Genomic DNA, 15,257 nt, shown 5'->3' with positions numbered 1-15,257 from the left:
CCTCGCTACCTTCCCCGCATGGCCCTACGCCGCACAAGCACCGTAGCCCTCACCGCCCTCGCCCTGGCAGGGGCGACAGCCGCCCCCACCGCCGCCGCGGAGGCGAAGACGTACTACGTCGACTGCCGGAGCGGCAGCGACAACGCGTCCGGCACCTCCGCCGGAACGGCCTGGCGCAGCCTGCAGAAGGCGAGCGCCCACACCTACGCCCCCGGCGAGAAACTGCTGCTGCGGCGCGGCACAAGCTGCACGGGGGTGCTGGCTCCCAAAGGTGCGGGTGCGGCCGGCGCCCCCGTGCTGATCGACGCGTACGGAAGCGGCAAGGCCAAGCCCCGCATCCAGGCGAACGGCGCCCGCGCCGCCCTGCATCTGGTCAACACCGAGCAGTGGGAGATCCGGAACCTGGACCTCTCCAACACCGGTCCCGCCACCACCACCGAACGCCGCGCCGGGCTCTACGTCCAGCTCACCGACTACGGCACGGCCGACCACTTCGTCGTCGACGGAGTCGACGTCCACGACGTGAACGGCGCCGACTTCAAGGACCCGGACCCGTCCGGCGGGATTCTCTTCGTCGTGCAGGGCAGCACCACCCCCACCCGTTTCAACGGCCTCCGCGTCGAGGACTCCACCGTCCGCCACGTCGACCGCACCGGCATCGGCACCATGTCGACCTGGGGCAGCGGCACGGACGCCGATGCCGAACTCCTTTCCAGCGGCGTCGAGTTCGTACGGAACAAGGCTTACGACGTCGGCGGCGACGGCATCGTCATCCACGAGACGCGGAAGGCCCGCGTCGAGCACAACTACGTGGACGGGTTCAACATGCGCTCGGCGGGCTACAACGCCGGCATCTGGGCCTGGGAGTCGCAGGACGCGCTCTACCAGTACAACGAGGTCACCGGCGGCCACGGGACGCGGGACTCAATGGCGTACGACATCGACGGCGGCAACGTCCGCAACACCTACCGCTACAACTACAGCCACGACAACGAGGGCGGTTTCCTACTCGTCTGCAATGGCGCGGACACCACCAGCGACGGCAACCGCATCCACGACAACATCAGCGTCAACGACCGGAACACCACGTCTCCGTACGCCGTGATCTCCGTCGTCTGCGGGGCCGCGACCGACACCCAGGTCTATCGGAACACCGTCGTCACCGACCGCGCCGACACCGCGCTCGTCTCCAACAACGGGCCCACCGGTGTCACCTTCCGCGACAATGTTCTCGTGGGTGCGCCCGGTGCCGGGTCTCCCATCAAGGACACCGTCAGCACCTTCAGCAACAACCTGTACTGGCGGACCGCCCAGCCGCGCGACCCGTCCGGCGTCAACGCCGACCCCCGGTTCGCCGACACCACTCCGGACGCCCCCGACGACGTACGGCTGAGGAGCGATTCGCCTGCTCGCGGCATCGGCACGGCCGTCGACGACGGGATCACCCACGACTACTTCGGCAATCCGATCCCCGATCCGCCCAACCTCGGGGCGGATCAGGGAAGTTGAGCCGCGATCGCCGCGATCAGTTCCACCACGCCCCGCGGGCCTTCCACCACCAGGTCGGCCCGCTCGGCCAGTTCCGCCACCTCCGCGCTGCCGCTGCACACCAGCAGGCCGCGCACCTGGTCCGAGCGGAGCTTCTCGACGGCGGCGAAGGCGGGCAGGTCACCCAGGTCGTCGCCGGCGTAGACGACCGTCTCGGCGCCCACTTCGCGTACGTAGTCGGCGAGGGCCACGCCCTTGTCCATGCCAGGCGGCCTCAACTCCAGGACCAGGCGCCCCGGTTCGACGATCAGGCCGTGGCGGGACGCCAACTCGCCGAGCGGCTCGCGCAGCGCCTCGAAGGCGGCCTGCGGGTCCTGGGCGCGGCGGGTGTGGACGGCGACCGCGCGGCCCTTCTCCTCGATCCAGGTGCCGCGCCAGGCGCCGATCGCGTCGAGGAAGCCGGGGAGTTCGGCGCGGACCGCCGCGACGCCGGGGTGTGGTTCGGCGGCGTGGACCGTGGAGGAGACGGCGTCCCAGCGTTCGGCGCCGTAGTGGCCGAGCACGACGAGGTGTTCGAGGCCGGGGACGCCCGCGAGGCCGCCGTAGCGCACGGCGACGCCCGCCGGGCGGCCGGTGACCACGGCGACGGACCGCACCTTCGGCGCGAGCGCGGCGAGGGCGGGCACGGCGTCGGGGTGGGCGCGGGCCTGCTCCGGGTCGGGGACGATCGGGGCCAGCGTGCCGTCGAAGTCCAGCGCGATCACGGCACGTTCGGGCCGCGCAAGGAGCGCGGCCAGGCCCTCGCGCCCGGCGGGGGTCACGGGTTCGGGCAGCTCGGGAGAGGGAGAGGACGGCGAGTACACGGGGTCACCCATGGGGCCGACCCTACGCTCAACGCTCCTCGCGCCGGGACTCCCTAACCCGCCGAAGCCGGTTGACGGTCACCGGGTCGTGCGCGAGGGCGCGGGGATCGTCGAGCAGGGCGTTGAGGACCTGGTAGTAGCGGACCGGCACCATGCCGAGCCGCTCGCGGATCGCGCGCTCCTTGGCGCCGGGCCCGGACACCCAGTCCTGCCGCTCCAGGGCGAGGATCGCGCGGTCGCGCTCGGAGAGGCCGGTGTCGTCCGGGGTGCCGTCGTCTGTCGTGTCTGGCCCGCCTGTTGTGCCCGTCATGCCGTCACGCTATTCCGAGTTCGCCTCGGTCGCCGCCTTGGTCTGGATCTGGGTGAGGATCGAGCCCGGGTCGGCGTTCGGGGAGACGGCCTTGCCGATGTACTTCTTGACCTCGACGGAGACCCGCGCCCAGGACGTCTTGCCGACCGGGTACAGCTGCGAGGTGGGCAGCTCCCCCAGGAACTCGGCGAGCGCCTTGTCGTCGTCGTTGCCGGTCATCTGCTGCGCGGCGGAGGTGGTGACGGGCAGCAGGTCGTACTCGCGGGAGAAGTCCAGGACGTTCTTCGTGCTGTAGGCGAAGTCGAGGAACTTGCCGATCTCCTCGCGGTGGCCGTTCTGCTTGAAGGCCATCATCCAGTCGGCGACACCCATGGTGGCCTTGGCGTTGCCGTTCACGCCGGGCATCGGCACCATGCCGTACTTCACGCCCTTCTTCTCGGCCATCTGCATCAGCGTGGGATGGCCGTTGAGCATGCCCACGTCGCCGCGGGTGAACGCGGCGAAGGCCTCGGCGCGGTCGAGCTCGGCGGGCGCCGTCGGTCCTGTCAGGCCCTTGTCGACCAGCTCGTCCTTCAGCCAGGTGAAGGTCTTCACGTTCTGCGCGGAGTTGATGTCGTACGTGCCGACGTTGTCGGTGTAGCCGCCGCCACCGCTGAGCAGCCACTGCATCGTCTCGGCCTGCGCCTCTTCCGGGCCGAGCGGCAGGGCGTAGGGGATCTTCACGCCGCGCGCCTTGAGCGCCTTGGCGTCGGCCGCCAGCTCGGTCCAGCTCTGCGGCGGGGTGAGGCCGGCGTCCTTGAAGATCTTCTCGTTGTAGAAGAGGAGGCGCGTGGAGGAGGCGAACGGCATGCCGTACTGGACGCGGTTGACCTCGCCGGCCTCGGAGAGGGGCGCCATGAAGTCGGCCTGGGTGGAGATGGCGAGCAGGTCCTCGGCGCGGTACAGCTTGTCCTGCGCGGCATAGTCGGCGTAGGCGCCGATCTGGGCCATGTCGGGGGCGTTGCCCGCCTTGACCATTTCCTTGACCTTGCGGTCGACGTCCGTCCAGGAGTAGACGCTGACGTCGACCTTGATGCCCGGGTTCTCGTCCTCGAACTTCCCGGCGAGCTTGTCCCAGTACTTCTGGGAGCTGTTGGTCTTGGAGTCGCCATAGTCGGCGGCCACCAGCTTGAGGGTGACGTCGCCTGAGTCGCCCGGACCGCCGCAGCCGGCGAGAGTCGCCGCCATGCCCAGTGCGGCTACCGCCGCGGTCAGTCCTGTCGCGCGCCGCTGCACAGCTGTTCCCACCCTCATGATCTACGTGAACTGCGATTTTCCCCCGCGCGTGAACACGAGGTCTACACCACTCCAGTATCGCTTGCTCAACGGCGCACTACGGACACCCGTCCGATTGCCCCACGGATCGACCGGCGAACGCCCACAAATTCCGCGCCGATTACCCCACGCAAGTACCCGAAGTGGACTAGACCTCTCGCGGGTCACGCGCGAGACTGTCCCCCGTGAAACACGTCATCGCCCTCGATGTGGGCGGCACCGGAATGAAGGCCGCCCTGGTCGGGGCGGACGGCACGCTCCTGCACGAGGCCCGCAGGCCCACCGGCCGCGAGCGCGGGCCCGACGCCGTGGTCGAGTCCATCGTCGGCTTCGCCGCCGACCTGCGCGCGCACGGGATCGAGGAGTTCGGGGAACCGGCAGCCGCGGCCGGCGTCGCCGTCCCAGGGATCGTCGACACCGAGCGCGGCATCGCGGTGTACGCGTCGAACCTCGGCTGGCACGACGTCCCGCTGCGGGACCTGCTGAGCCGGAGGCTGGAAGGCGTACCCGTGGCCCTGGGCCACGACGTGCGCACCGGCGGCCTCGCCGAGGGGCGGATCGGCGCGGGCAAGGGCGCCGACCGGTTCCTGTTCGTGCCGCTCGGCACGGGCATCGCCGGGGCCATCGGGATCGGCGGCGGCATCGAGCCCGGTGCGCACGGCTCGGCCGGCGAGATCGGACACATCGTCGTACGCCCCGGAGGACCGCCCTGCGGCTGCGGTCAGCGCGGCTGCCTGGAGCGGCTCGCCTCCGCGTCCGCGGTGAGTCAGGCGTGGGCGGCGGCGAGCGGCCACCCCGACGCGGACGCCGCGGACTGCGCGAAGGCCGTGGAGTCCGGCGACCCGCTCGCCCTGGAGGTCTGGCAGAACGCCGTCGACGCGCTCGCCGACGGTCTGATCACCGCCCTCACCCTCCTGGACCCGCACACCCTGATCATCGGTGGCGGTCTCGCCGAGGCCGGGGAAACCTTGTTCACACCCCTGCGGGCCGCGGTCGCGGCACGCGTCGTCCAGTTCCAGACGCTGCCCCAGATCGTGCCCGCGGCCCTCGGCGACACCGCCGGGTGCCTGGGCGCGGGCCTGCTGGCCTGGGACCTCGTCAACCAGAAGTCCGAGCAGAAGTCCGGCCCGAAGCCGGACCAGAAGTCCGACCCCACGGAGGTAACCGCCTGATGGCCACTAGCAAGGTGCTCGCCGGTGCTCAGGTGGTGCTGCCCACCGGGACCCTCACGGACGGCCGAGTGATCGTCGACGGTTCGCGGATCGCGGGGAGCGTGCCCGCCGACGCGGAGACGGTCGACCTCACGGGTCACTGGGTGGTGCCCGGCTTCGTCGACATCCACAACCACGGCGGCGGCGGTGCCTCCTTCACCTCCGGCACCGTCGACGACGTACTGAAGGGAGTCCAGACCCACCGCCTGCACGGCACCACGACCGTCGTCGCATCGACCGTCACCGGCGAGATGGACTTCCTGGTCCAGCGGGCCGGGCTGCTCTCCGAACTCGCCGAGCAGGGCGACATCGCCGGCATCCACTTCGAGGGCCCCTTCATCTCCCCGTGCCGCAAGGGCGCGCACAGCGAGGCCCTCCTTCGCGACCCGGACCCGGCCGATGTGCGCAAGCTGGTCGACGCGGCACACGGCCACGCGAAGATGGTCACGCTGGCCACCGAACTGCCCGGCGGCATCGACTCCGTACGCCTGCTCGCCGAGCACGGCGTGATCGCGGCGATCGGCCACACGGACGCGACGTACGAGCAGACCGTGCAGGCCATCGACGCGGGCGCCACCGTCGCCACGCACCTCTACAACGCGATGCCCGCCCTCGGCCACCGAACGCCCGGACCGATCGCCGCCCTCCTGGAGGACGAGCGGATCACCGTCGAGCTGATCAACGACGGCACGCATCTGCACCCGGCCGCCTTCGAGCTGGCCTTCCACCGCGCGGGTGCGGGGCGCGTCGCGCTCATCACGGACGCGATGGACGCGGCGGGCTTCGGCGACGGTCGCTACATGCTCGGCCCGCTGGAGGTCGAGGTGTTGGACAGCGTGGCGCGGCTCGTCGAAGGCGGTTCGATCGCGGGCTCGACGCTCACCCTGGACCGGGCGTTCAAGCGCTCGGTGACCATCGACAAGCTGACCGTCGAGGACACCGTCCGCGCCATCTCCGCCAACCCGGCCAAGCTCCTTGGGATGTACGACAGGATCGGCTCGCTGGAGCCCGGCAAGGACGCGGACCTGGTGGTCCTCGACGCGGGCTTCGACCTCAAGGGCGTGATGTGCAAGGGCGAATGGGTGGTTGAGCCCTTTTAGCCCCAACTCAGGCGATTTCACCTGCTGTTGAGCGCCAGGCGGTTGGTTCCGACCTCTGGGCCAACCGCCTTCTGTTTGGCATGATCAGACGCCGAAAGCGACCGAACGTGACCGTTCCCGGGGGTGGTACGAGTGATCCTGACCGTCACGCTGAACGCCGCCCTGGACATCACCTACCGGGTCCCCGCCCTCACCCCGCACGCCTCGCACCGCGTCACCGAGGTCACCGAACGACCCGGCGGCAAGGGCCTGAACGTCGCCCGCGTGCTCGCCGCGCTCGGCCACGACGTGACGGTGACCGGCCTCGCGGGCGGCGACACCGGCCGCACCCTGCGCAACCGTCTCGCGCACGAGCCGCGCGTCACGGACGCGCTGCTGCCGGTAGCGGGGGCGACCCGCCGCACCATCGCCGTCGTCGACGCAACGACCGGCGACACCACACAACTCAACGAGCCGGGGCCGCAGGTCTCGCCCGCCGAATGGGCGGAATTCCAGTCCGCCTACGAGGAGTTGCTGCGCGACGCGTCCGCCGTCGCGCTGTGCGGCAGCCTGCCGCCGGGCGTGCCGGTCGGCGCGTACGCCGTGCTCGTCCGCGCGGCCCGCGCCGCCAAGATCCCGGTCCTCCTGGACACCAGCGGGGAGCCGCTGCGCCGTGGCGTCGCCGCCCGCCCCGACATCGTCAAGCCGAACGCCGACGAACTCGCCGAGCTGACCGGCTCCCACGAGCCCGCCCAGGCGACCCGTGACGCCCGGCGCCGGGGCGCGCACACGGTGGTGGCATCCCTGGGCGCCAAGGGCCTCCTGGCGGTCACCCCCGACGGCACCTGGCAGGCGACCCCGCCGACCCACGTCCACGGCAACCCGACGGGCGCGGGCGACTCGGCGGTGGCGGGCCTGCTCTCGGCCCTGGTGGAGGGCCTCGCGTGGCCGGAGCGCCTGGCCCGCGCGACAGCCCTCTCGGCGGCGACGGTGGCCTCGCCCGTGGCGGGCGAGTTCGACGCGACTGTGTACGAGGAGCTGCTGGGGAGGGTGAAACCTACCCCTGGCTCCCCTTGACCAGCCACATCTGGTCGAGGTTCGCCCCGCAGATGCTGCTCTGATCGCACCCGAGCGCGATCGTGTTCGTCCCCTTGTTCAGCTGGATCACGGCGTACGTGTTCGTCCAGCCCTTCTCCCAGTCGCCTTCGTCGGCGCCGGTGAAGTTCTTCATGTTCAGCGGACGGGTTTCCTTCTTGCCGTTCACGATGATGTTCGCGTTGGCATCCTTGCCCGGCACGCCGTACGTCACCCACAGGCTGTACGTCCCGCCCTTGGGGATGCCGTTCACCGTCCACGTGACCTGCGCGCCGACCTTGTCGAGGCCCGCCACGTAGACACCACCCGCGGCCTTCGCGCCGGGGACGTCCGACGCCGTCGTCGTGCCGCCCTCCAGTTTCAGGGCCTTCGCGTCCGTCTTGGGGAGGTCGACCGGGTCCTTCGCGGGCTTCGACGGCTTTTCGCTGGGCTCGACCGTCGACGCCTTGCTGGGCTTGCCGCCCGCATCGGGGCCGTCCTTCTCGTCGCCGCCGCCGGACAGCATCGCCGCGCCGATCCCGATGGCGACGACCGCCACCACCGCGATCGCGCCGATCAGGAGGCCCTTGGTGTTGGGGCCGCGGCCCCGGCCGCCGCCCGTGCCCGCGGGCGCCGGTGAGTACTGGGGCGCGCCGCCCGGCTGCGCCTCGGGCGCCGCGTAGTGGGCGTTCGGCTGGCCGTAGGGCTGCTGCTGCGGGACCTGCTGGCCGTACGTCTGCTGCGCCTGCGTCTGCTGCGGATGACCGTACGAAGGGCGGCGGTCGCCGACCGCGCGGACCTGGTTGTACGAGGACCGGGGGCCCGGGTAGCCGTAGCCGCCGCCTCCGCTGGGCGGGGTCGCACCGGCCGCCTGGCCGTCCTCGTACAGATAGCCGAACGGGTCGTCGTCGCCCTGCGGCGCGCTCGGCGTCTGCTCGCCGTTATTGCCGGGCGTCGTCATTCCCAGGTCACTCCCTCATACATATCGCTGACCGGGGGAGCCTACCCGCTCCGAGTGATGCCACGGGGTGGCGTTGACCTCATCCGGACGGTCAGCCGGCCCGCCGGTGCTGCTTGGCACGTGACCGTTTCTCCACGTACATCCGCTGGTCAGCGGAGTGCAACACTTCGTCGGCCGTCATCCCGCAGTGCGCCCAGCCGATGCCGAAACTGGCCCCAACCCGGACCGCCCGCCCATCGACGCGAATCGGCGGGATGATCGCGTTCCGCAGCCGCACCGCGAGGTCCTGCGCGTCGGCCCTGCCGAGACCGTCGGCGAGGACGACGAACTCGTCGCCGCCGAGCCTGGCGACGGTGTCCCCGTCGCGTACGCCGTTGGTGAGCCGCCTCGCCACCTCGATGAGGACGGCGTCGCCGGTGTGGTGCCCGAAGCGGTCGTTGATGGACTTGAAGCCGTCGAGATCGCAGAAGAGAACGGCAAGGCCCTTGGTGCCGTCGTCCGTGTCGCCGTTCCCCTCCGGGGGCGCGACGGTGTGCACGTGGTGGTCGAAGCCCTCGCCGCCCTGCTGCAGGCTGTTCGGCGCCTGCGCGGCGTGCAGGCCGTAGTCGAAGCCGTGCTGCCCGTCCGCGTCGTAGGCGCCGTCGTACGCGGCGTCCAGCGAGTCCACCGCGCTGGGCTGGCCCGCGTGCGGGCGGCGGCACAGGCGCGCGCTGAGCCGGGAGCGCAGCTCGGCGGAGTTGGGCAGGCCGGTGAGGGAGTCGTGCGAGGCGCGGTGGGCGAGCTGGAGCTCGCGGCGCTTGCGCTCCTCGATGTCCTCGACGTGGGTGAGCAGGAAGCGGGGCCCGTCGGCGGCGTCGGCGACGACGGAGTTGCGCAGCGACACCCAGACGTACGTCCCGTCGCGGCGGGCCAGGCGCAGCTCGGCGCGGCCGCCCTCGGCGGAGGTCCGCAGGAGGGTGCCGATGTCCTCGGGGTGGACGAGGTCGGAGAAGGAGTAGCGGCGCATGGCCGATGCGGGACGGCCCAGGAGGCGGCAGAGGGCGTCGTTCGTCCGCAGGATGCGGCCGTGCTGGTCGCCGCCCATCTCGGCGATGGCCATGCCGGACGGCGCGTACTCGAAGGCCTGCCGGAAGGACTCCTCGCTGGCTCGCAGCGCCTGCTGCTCGCGCTCCAGGCGGACCAGGGCGCGCTGCATATTGGCGCGAAGCCGCGCGTTGCTGATCGCGATGGCGGCCTGGAAGGCGTACATCTGCAGGGCCTCGCGGCCCCAGGCGCCGGGCCTGCGGCCGTTGCGCGGGCGGTCCACGGAGATCACGCCGAGCAGTTCACCGCCGGCGGCGCCGGTCGCGTACATGGGGGCGAAGAGCCGGTCGGAGGGGTGCCACTCGTCCTCGAAGCGGGGCTCGGGCCCTTCGGTGTACCACTGGGGGACGTCGTCCTCGTCGAGGATCCAGCCCTCGGTGTACGAGATGAAGCGGAGGGCGCCCCAGGGCTCGCCCATGGAGAGGCGGCGCTCCCAGGCCTCACGGGAGCCGACCCGGCCGGTGATGAGCGCCTCGGCGGCGGTGTTGCCCGCGAAGGCGGCGACGACGAGGTCGCCGTCCGGGCGCACGAGATTGACGCACGCCAGCTCATAGCCAAGGCCGTTGACCACGCCGTCGGCGACGGTCTGCAGCGTGTCCGCCAGGCTTCGGGCCGTGTTCAGGTCCGCCACCACTTGATGCAGCTGCCGCAGGGTCGCAAGACGGACGTACGGCTCCGACTCGGTCTCCATTGCTCGCTCTCCCCGAGACCTCGACAGCAACTCCAGGATTCGCAGCGCCCTTAGTTCCCTCAGTGTCTGAGTCACCTCAGTGTCTGATTGCCACCGTCACTGAATCACAGCGAGCAGCTCACTCGGTACACAGGGTCAACAATTTATGGGTCCTGTGACTCAAGTCACAGATGGGAAGCCTTCGTTGGTCCAGTCCACTGGCCTAGTCCACCCTCTCGGCAGCGGCCCATAGGCCATCGGTCCTAGGCCCGGTCTCGGCCCCGGGCCCGATGTGGCGGCGGGGAGCGCCGGGCTAGCGTCGGTGCCGTGGTTCCCGTACCGAAGACACTCCAGACGCCGCAGGCGCCGCCCCAGGGCGCTCCCGCGGCCTCCCCCGCCCCGGCATCCCCCAGCATCCCGGCCCCCGGCAGGCATCCTGTGGGGGTGAGCAACGAAGAGTTCCGCGCCGCCATGTCCCGGCTCGCAGCGGGCGTGGTCCTGGTGACCGCGCGTGAGCTTCCGCTGGACGCGCAGGACCCGATGGCACCGGGCGGCGAGGACGTCGGCATGACCGCGACGGCCTTCCTCTCCGTCTCCCTGGACCCGCCCCTGGTGCTGGTCAGCCTGCGTGAGGGCTCCCGGATGGACGACCTGCTCGCCGAGCAGCCGCTGTGGGGCGTCTCGGTGCTCACCGAGAGCCAGCGGCACATCGCGGGGCGGTTCGCCATGAAGGGCCGGATCAGCGACCGGCTGCTCTTCGACGACATCCCTTACGTACGGGGCGAGGCCTGCGGGGCTCCGTTGGTGGGCGGCGCGCTCGCGACGCTGGAGTGCCGCACCGAGCAGACGGTGACGGCGGGTGATCACACCCTGGTCATCGGGCGCGTGATCACGGCGGAGCTGCCCAGCGCGGACGGGGGGCCGCTGATGTATTTCAAGGGGAAGTACCGGCATCTGGGGTGAGCGGCGTTTGCTGAAGCGGGGTTTGCTGAAGCGGCGTTTGCGGGCTCGGGCTTGCGGGTTCAGCCCCAGCCCTGGCCCGAGCGGCCGCGCTTGGTCTCGCTGCGCTGCTTCTTGTTCCGCAGCCGCCGCTCATTGATGCCACGGGGGATCTTCGTGGCCCTGCGGGGCCGCGGCGGCGGGGCGGTGGCTTCCGCGAGGAGCGAGGCGAGACGGATCGCGGCCATCTCGCGGTTGCGCCACTGGGAGCGGTGCTCCGACGCCCGCACGCTGACGACGCCGCCGACGAGACGGCTCGCGAGGCGCTCCAGGGCGCGCTCCTTCCACACCTCGGGCAGCGCGTCCGTGTTCGCCAGGTCGAACCTCAGCTCCACCTGCGAATCACTGGTGTTGACGTGCTGCCCGCCCGGCCCCGAGGACCGCGAGAAACGCCACATGAGCTCGGCCTCGGGCAAGGAGACGGAGCCGCGGATGACATAGGGACCGGACATGTGCTCCATGGTCCCGCGTCTGTCCGGTCCACGTCACCCGTATTTAGGGTCGTCATGCCGATTTACGGTCGTCATGCCGACGCGCCGGGGACGTGTGGTGCCAGAGGTGGGTAAAGAAAGTAAAAGGAACTGGAACCTCTGGGACCCCGGTCGACGTTCATAGAGGTGACGGTAGCTTCGTCCCCAGTACGAAGCCCGTTCGTACGCAACGAGGGAAGGGACTCCCAACAATGGCAGTAAGCCTGTCCAAGGGTGGCAACGTCTCGCTCACCAAGGAGGCTCCGGGCCTGACCGCCGTCACCGTGGGCCTCGGCTGGGACGTCCGCACCACCACTGGCACCGACTTCGACCTGGACGCCTCCGCGATCGCGGTGAACCCCCAGGGCAAGGTCTTCTCGGACGGCCACTTCGTCTTCTTCAACAACAAGGCGACGCCGGACCAGACCATCGTGCACACCGGTGACAACGTCACGGGTGCGGGCGAGGGCGACGACGAACAGATCAACGTCAACCTGGCGGGCCTCCCGGCCGACATCGACAAGATCGTCTTCCCGGTCTCGATCTACGACGCCGAGAACCGCTCGCAGAACTTCGGCCAGGTGCGGAACGCGTTCATCCGCATCCTCAACCAGGCCGGCGGCACCGAGATCGCTCGTTACGACCTCTCCGAGGACGCCGCCACCGAGACCGCCATGGTCTTCGGCGAGCTGTACCGCAGCGGTGCGGAGTGGAAGTTCCGCGCGGTGGGCCAGGGCTACGCGTCCGGTCTGGTCGGTATCGCACAGGACTTCGGCGTCAACGTCTGAGGTTCACCAGGCAGTTGACGAGGGCCCCCGGCGGATTCGTTCCGCCGGGGGCCCTCGTCGTCGGTGGGCGGGAAAGGATCCACCGCGAAGCGGTGGCACAGAAACAACCCGCACAGGCCAATCGGCAAGGAGTGTGAGGGCCCATGGCAACGGTGGTGCTGGTCGGCACGCTGGACACCAAAGGCGCCGAGTACGCATGGCTGCGCGAGCGGCTGCGGGAGTACGGCAGCGACGTCCTGCTCGTCGACGTGGGCGCACTGCCGCCGCCCGCGCAGGCGCCCACCGCCGACGTATCTGCCGAAGCCGTGGCCCGCGCCGCCGGGCACGACCTGGCGAAGCTGCGGCGCTCGGCCGACCGGGGCGCGGCGGTCGCCGCGATGGCGGACGGCGTGACGGAGGTCGTCCTCGACCTGCACCGCGCCGGCAGGCTGCACGCGGTGCTCGCGGCGGCGGGCAGCGGCGGCTCGTCGATCGCGGCGCAGGCGATGCGGGCGCTGCCGATCGGGGTGCCGAAGCTGCTGGTCAGCACGATGGCGGGCGGTGACGTGTCCCCGTACGTCGGAAGCAGCGACATCACCCTCATGTACAGCGTGGTGGACATCTCCGGCATCAACTCGGTCTCCCGGCAGGTCCTCGGCAACGCGGCGGCCGCGGCCTCCGGCATGGCGCGCCGCTTTGAGCGCAACCACGACGAACTCGCGGGCCAGGGCCGCAAGGTGGTCGCGGCGACGATGTTCGGCGTGACGACGCCCGCGATCGACGCGGCCCGCGGCCGCCTCACCGAGCTCGGCTACGAGGTGCTCGTCTTCCACGCGACGGGCGCCGGCGGCCGCGCGGTGGAGAAACTGGCGGCCGACGGTCTCCTGGACGGCGTACTCGACCTGACCACCACCGAACTGGCCGACGATCTGGTCGGCGGTGTCCTCTCCGCGGGCCCCGAGCGCCTCACCGCCGCGGGCCGTGCGGGCATCCCCCAGGTGGTCGCCCCCGGCGCCCTGGACATGGTCAACTTCGGCCCGGAGCCGACCGTCCCCGCACACCTCGCGGACCGCAATCTGCTCGTCCACAACCCCACGGTCACCCTGATGCGGACGACCGCCCAGGAGATGGCGGCCCTTGGCGCATCGCTCGGCCACAAGCTCGCCGCGGCACGCGGCCCCGCCGAACTGTTCTGGCCGTTGCGCGGCGTCTCGGCGGTGGACATCGACGGCGGCCCTTTCGAGGACGCGGCGGCGGACGCGGCGGGCCTGGCCGCCCTGCGCACGACGGTGCGGGGCAGCGGGGTCCGGCTCCACGAAATGGACGTACACATCAACGACGCGGCGTTCGCGGTGGCGATGGCGAACCGTCTGGACGAGCTGATCACTTCGCGCGAGCTGAAGCCGGCGCCGTGACGCACGACTTCACCTGAGGAGAAGCTGATGACACAGATCACCCGCAAGGAAGCACTGGCGCGCCTCAACTCCCAGGTGGCGGCAGGCAATCCGGTGATCGGCGCGGGAGCCGGCACCGGCCTCTCCGCCAAGTGTGCGGAGGAGGGCGGCGTCGACCTCCTGATCATCTACAACTCGGGCCGCTACCGCATGGCGGGCCGCGGCTCGCTCGCCGGCCTTCTCCCGTACGGGGACGCGAACGCGATCGTGGTCGACATGGCCAGGGAGGTACTCCCCGTGGTGAAGGACACTCCAGTCCTTGCCGGGGTGTGCGGCACGGACCCGTTCCGGGACATGGGCCGCTTCCTGGACGAGCTGAAGGCGATGGGCTTCGCGGGCGTCCAGAACTTCCCGACGGTCGGCCTCTACGACGGCACGTTCCGCACCAACCTCGAGGAGACGGGCATGGGTTACGCCCTGGAGGTCGACATGGTCCGCGAGGCCCACGCCCGTGACCTCCTGACGGCCCCCTACGTCTTCGACCCGGCCCAGGCGGCGGACATGACCCGCGCGGGCGCGGACGTCCTCGTCCCGCACGTGGGCCTGACCACGAAGGGCTCGATCGGCGCGGGCACGGCCCTGACCCTGGACCAGGCGGCCGCAGCGGTCCAGAAGATGCACGACGCGGCGAAGGACGTGAACCCCGACATCCTTGTCCTCTGCCACGGGGGCCCGATCGCGGAGCCGGAGGACGCGGCGTACGTCCTGTCCCGCACGACGGGAATCGTCGGCTTCTTCGGCGCGTCCTCCATCGAACGCCTCCCCACGGAGCGGGCGATCGTGGAGCAGACCCGGGCGTTCAAGGCGCTGACGTCCACGCCGTGAAGCCACGGAATGGGACGGCCGCCCTTTACGGAAAGCCGTCCCATCCAGAAGAGGCCTGCTACTTGCTACTCACTACTGGCTACTCCACCGGAATCTTGGTGATCCGGTACGTCACTTCGTACTTCCACTTGCCCATCCACGTGCCGCCCTCGAACGGCCACGGCTTGTCGCCCGCGTGGATTTCCGAAATGGGGCGGGACACGGTGAGCTGACCGAGTTCGTCGTCCGGGTCGATCTTCTTGAGGACGTCGCTCATCGCCGTGTACGAGACGTCGATGAGCTGCTGGCCGAACTGGCCGGGGATGGGGACGACCTTGTTGACGGAGTCCAGCATCTCCTTGAGGGCCTGGCCGTACTTGCCCCAGTCCGAGCTGAAGTCCTCGTCGTAGCCGGCGATTCCGAGGGTGAGGGTGTCGTCCATGCCGACCTCGCCCTCGAAGATCACGGACTCGGTCGGGTTGAACATCTTCGTCTGCTGGTCGTTGATGTCGAGCGGCTTGGTGAGGACGACGTTGCGGATGTCACCACAGGCGGCGGCACCCACGACGTAGAACTCGTCGCCGCCGAGGTTGTCCTCGGTGTCGAAACAGTGGACCTTGACGAGCTCTACGCGGATACGTGCCCTGCTGCTTGCCACGTAATTCTCCCTTCCGGGGAATTGGTTGAGCGCCGCACTTTTTGGTTGAGAA

General features: G+C 70.4%; 15 protein-coding genes. 8 read left to right on the top strand and 7 right to left on the bottom strand.

The window, feature by feature from the left end; genetic code table 11:
• Positions 1–18: 18 nt before the first annotated feature.
• Positions 19–1,509, top strand: a complete 1,491-nt coding sequence (locus OG453_RS05780; protein WP_266865111.1) for a right-handed parallel beta-helix repeat-containing protein — start codon at positions 19–21, stop codon at positions 1,507–1,509.
• Here OG453_RS05780 and otsB read toward each other — a convergent pair.
• From otsB to OG453_RS05765, 3 genes are read right to left on the bottom strand one after another with little or no spacing between them, the layout of a single operon-like run.
• Positions 1,497–2,363: a trehalose-phosphatase gene (gene otsB, locus OG453_RS05775; protein WP_266865109.1), complete on the bottom strand. Its 867-nt coding sequence runs from the start codon at positions 2,361–2,363 to the stop codon at positions 1,497–1,499. The genes OG453_RS05780 and otsB overlap by 13 nt on opposite strands.
• Positions 2,364–2,379: 16 nt before the next feature.
• Positions 2,380–2,661 carry a DUF3263 domain-containing protein gene (locus OG453_RS05770; protein WP_266865107.1) on the bottom strand — a complete coding sequence of 94 codons (282 nt, stop codon included), beginning with the start codon at positions 2,659–2,661 and terminating at the stop codon, positions 2,380–2,382.
• Positions 2,662–2,670: 9 nt separating this feature from the next.
• A complete protein-coding gene (locus OG453_RS05765) occupies positions 2,671–3,888 on the bottom strand; it encodes an ABC transporter substrate-binding protein (protein ID WP_266869727.1) in 1,218 nt (405 codons plus the stop codon).
• A 272-nt stretch (positions 3,889–4,160) separates the two neighbouring features.
• Here OG453_RS05765 and OG453_RS05760 point away from each other — a divergent pair, with 272 nt between their 5' ends.
• The 3 genes from OG453_RS05760 to OG453_RS05750 all read left to right on the top strand — a co-directional run bounded on the left by OG453_RS05760 (position 4,161) and on the right by OG453_RS05750 (position 7,342).
• Positions 4,161–5,147, top strand: a complete 987-nt coding sequence (locus OG453_RS05760; RefSeq protein ID WP_266865105.1) for an ROK family protein — start codon at positions 4,161–4,163, stop codon at positions 5,145–5,147.
• Positions 5,147–6,286, top strand: coding sequence for an N-acetylglucosamine-6-phosphate deacetylase (gene nagA / locus OG453_RS05755; RefSeq protein ID WP_266865103.1), 1,140 nt, complete (start codon positions 5,147–5,149; stop codon positions 6,284–6,286). The genes OG453_RS05760 and nagA overlap by 1 nt, the downstream gene beginning before the upstream one ends.
• Positions 6,287–6,418: 132 nt before the next feature.
• Positions 6,419–7,342 carry a 1-phosphofructokinase family hexose kinase gene (locus OG453_RS05750; protein ID WP_266865101.1) on the top strand — a complete coding sequence of 308 codons (924 nt, stop codon included), beginning with the start codon at positions 6,419–6,421 and terminating at the stop codon, positions 7,340–7,342.
• On the opposite strand, the gene OG453_RS05745 is transcribed toward OG453_RS05750, so the two are convergent.
• Together OG453_RS05745 and cdgB are read right to left on the bottom strand one after the other, a co-directional pair.
• Positions 7,323–8,300 (bottom strand): carbohydrate-binding protein, encoded by a 978-nt coding sequence (locus OG453_RS05745; RefSeq protein ID WP_266865099.1) that lies wholly within the window; start codon positions 8,298–8,300, stop codon positions 7,323–7,325. The genes OG453_RS05750 and OG453_RS05745 overlap by 20 nt on opposite strands.
• 91 nt (positions 8,301–8,391) lie before the next feature.
• A complete protein-coding gene (cdgB, locus tag OG453_RS05740) occupies positions 8,392–10,074 on the bottom strand; it encodes a diguanylate cyclase CdgB (protein ID WP_266865097.1) in 1,683 nt (560 codons plus the stop codon).
• Positions 10,075–10,467: 393 nt separating this feature from the next.
• Between cdgB and OG453_RS05735 the strand changes: the two genes are divergently transcribed.
• Positions 10,468–11,016, top strand: a complete 549-nt coding sequence (locus tag OG453_RS05735; RefSeq protein WP_266869726.1) for a flavin reductase family protein — start codon at positions 10,468–10,470, stop codon at positions 11,014–11,016.
• 59 nt (positions 11,017–11,075) lie between these two features.
• Here the strand turns inward: OG453_RS05735 and arfB are convergent, their stop codons facing one another.
• Entirely contained in the window at positions 11,076–11,513 is a 438-nt protein-coding gene (arfB, locus tag OG453_RS05730; RefSeq protein WP_266865095.1) for an alternative ribosome rescue aminoacyl-tRNA hydrolase ArfB, read from the bottom strand.
• Positions 11,514–11,734: 221 nt separating this feature from the next.
• Between arfB and OG453_RS05725 the strand changes: the two genes are divergently transcribed.
• The 3 genes from OG453_RS05725 to OG453_RS05715 all read left to right on the top strand — a co-directional run bounded on the left by OG453_RS05725 (position 11,735) and on the right by OG453_RS05715 (position 14,568).
• Positions 11,735–12,310, top strand: a complete 576-nt coding sequence (locus OG453_RS05725; protein ID WP_266865093.1) for a TerD family protein — start codon at positions 11,735–11,737, stop codon at positions 12,308–12,310.
• A 143-nt stretch (positions 12,311–12,453) separates the two neighbouring features.
• Positions 12,454–13,704, top strand: a complete 1,251-nt coding sequence (locus OG453_RS05720) for a Tm-1-like ATP-binding domain-containing protein (protein WP_266865091.1) — start codon at positions 12,454–12,456, stop codon at positions 13,702–13,704.
• Between the two features lie 27 nt (positions 13,705–13,731).
• Positions 13,732–14,568: a phosphoenolpyruvate hydrolase family protein gene (locus tag OG453_RS05715; protein ID WP_266865089.1), complete on the top strand. Its 837-nt coding sequence runs from the start codon at positions 13,732–13,734 to the stop codon at positions 14,566–14,568.
• A 79-nt stretch (positions 14,569–14,647) separates the two neighbouring features.
• Here OG453_RS05715 and OG453_RS05710 read toward each other — a convergent pair whose 3' ends face one another.
• Positions 14,648–15,205, bottom strand: coding sequence for a hypothetical protein (locus OG453_RS05710; RefSeq protein ID WP_266865087.1), 558 nt, complete (start codon positions 15,203–15,205; stop codon positions 14,648–14,650).
• Positions 15,206–15,257 lie beyond the last annotated feature (52 nt).

The organism is Streptomyces sp. NBC_01381 (genome assembly GCF_026340305.1).
Classification (GTDB): domain Bacteria; phylum Actinomycetota; class Actinomycetes; order Streptomycetales; family Streptomycetaceae; genus Streptomyces.
The sequence above is the reverse complement of the archived record's forward strand: the minus strand, read 5'-3'. Positions and strand labels throughout refer to the sequence as shown.

Bases quoted from the DNA above. Each gene is read 5' to 3' on its own strand.
- OG453_RS05780 (WP_266865111.1), top strand. From the start codon at position 19: ATGGCCCTACGCCGCACAAGCACCGTAGCCCTCACCGCCCTCGCCCTG.
- otsB (WP_266865109.1), bottom strand. From the start codon at position 2,363: ATGGGTGACCCCGTGTACTCGCCGTCCTCTCCCTCTCCCGAGCTGCCC.
- OG453_RS05770 (WP_266865107.1), bottom strand. From the start codon at position 2,661: ATGACGGGCACAACAGGCGGGCCAGACACGACAGACGACGGCACCCCG.
- OG453_RS05765 (WP_266869727.1), bottom strand. From the start codon at position 3,888: ATGGCGGCGACTCTCGCCGGCTGCGGCGGTCCGGGCGACTCAGGCGAC.
- nagA (WP_266865103.1), top strand. From the start codon at position 5,147: ATGGCCACTAGCAAGGTGCTCGCCGGTGCTCAGGTGGTGCTGCCCACC.
- OG453_RS05745 (WP_266865099.1), bottom strand. From the start codon at position 8,300: ATGACGACGCCCGGCAATAACGGCGAGCAGACGCCGAGCGCGCCGCAG.
- cdgB (WP_266865097.1), bottom strand. From the start codon at position 10,074: ATGGAGACCGAGTCGGAGCCGTACGTCCGTCTTGCGACCCTGCGGCAG.
- arfB (WP_266865095.1), bottom strand. From the start codon at position 11,513: ATGGAGCACATGTCCGGTCCCTATGTCATCCGCGGCTCCGTCTCCTTG.
- OG453_RS05725 (WP_266865093.1), top strand. From the start codon at position 11,735: ATGGCAGTAAGCCTGTCCAAGGGTGGCAACGTCTCGCTCACCAAGGAG.
- OG453_RS05720 (WP_266865091.1), top strand. From the start codon at position 12,454: ATGGCAACGGTGGTGCTGGTCGGCACGCTGGACACCAAAGGCGCCGAG.
- OG453_RS05715 (WP_266865089.1), top strand. From the start codon at position 13,732: ATGACACAGATCACCCGCAAGGAAGCACTGGCGCGCCTCAACTCCCAG.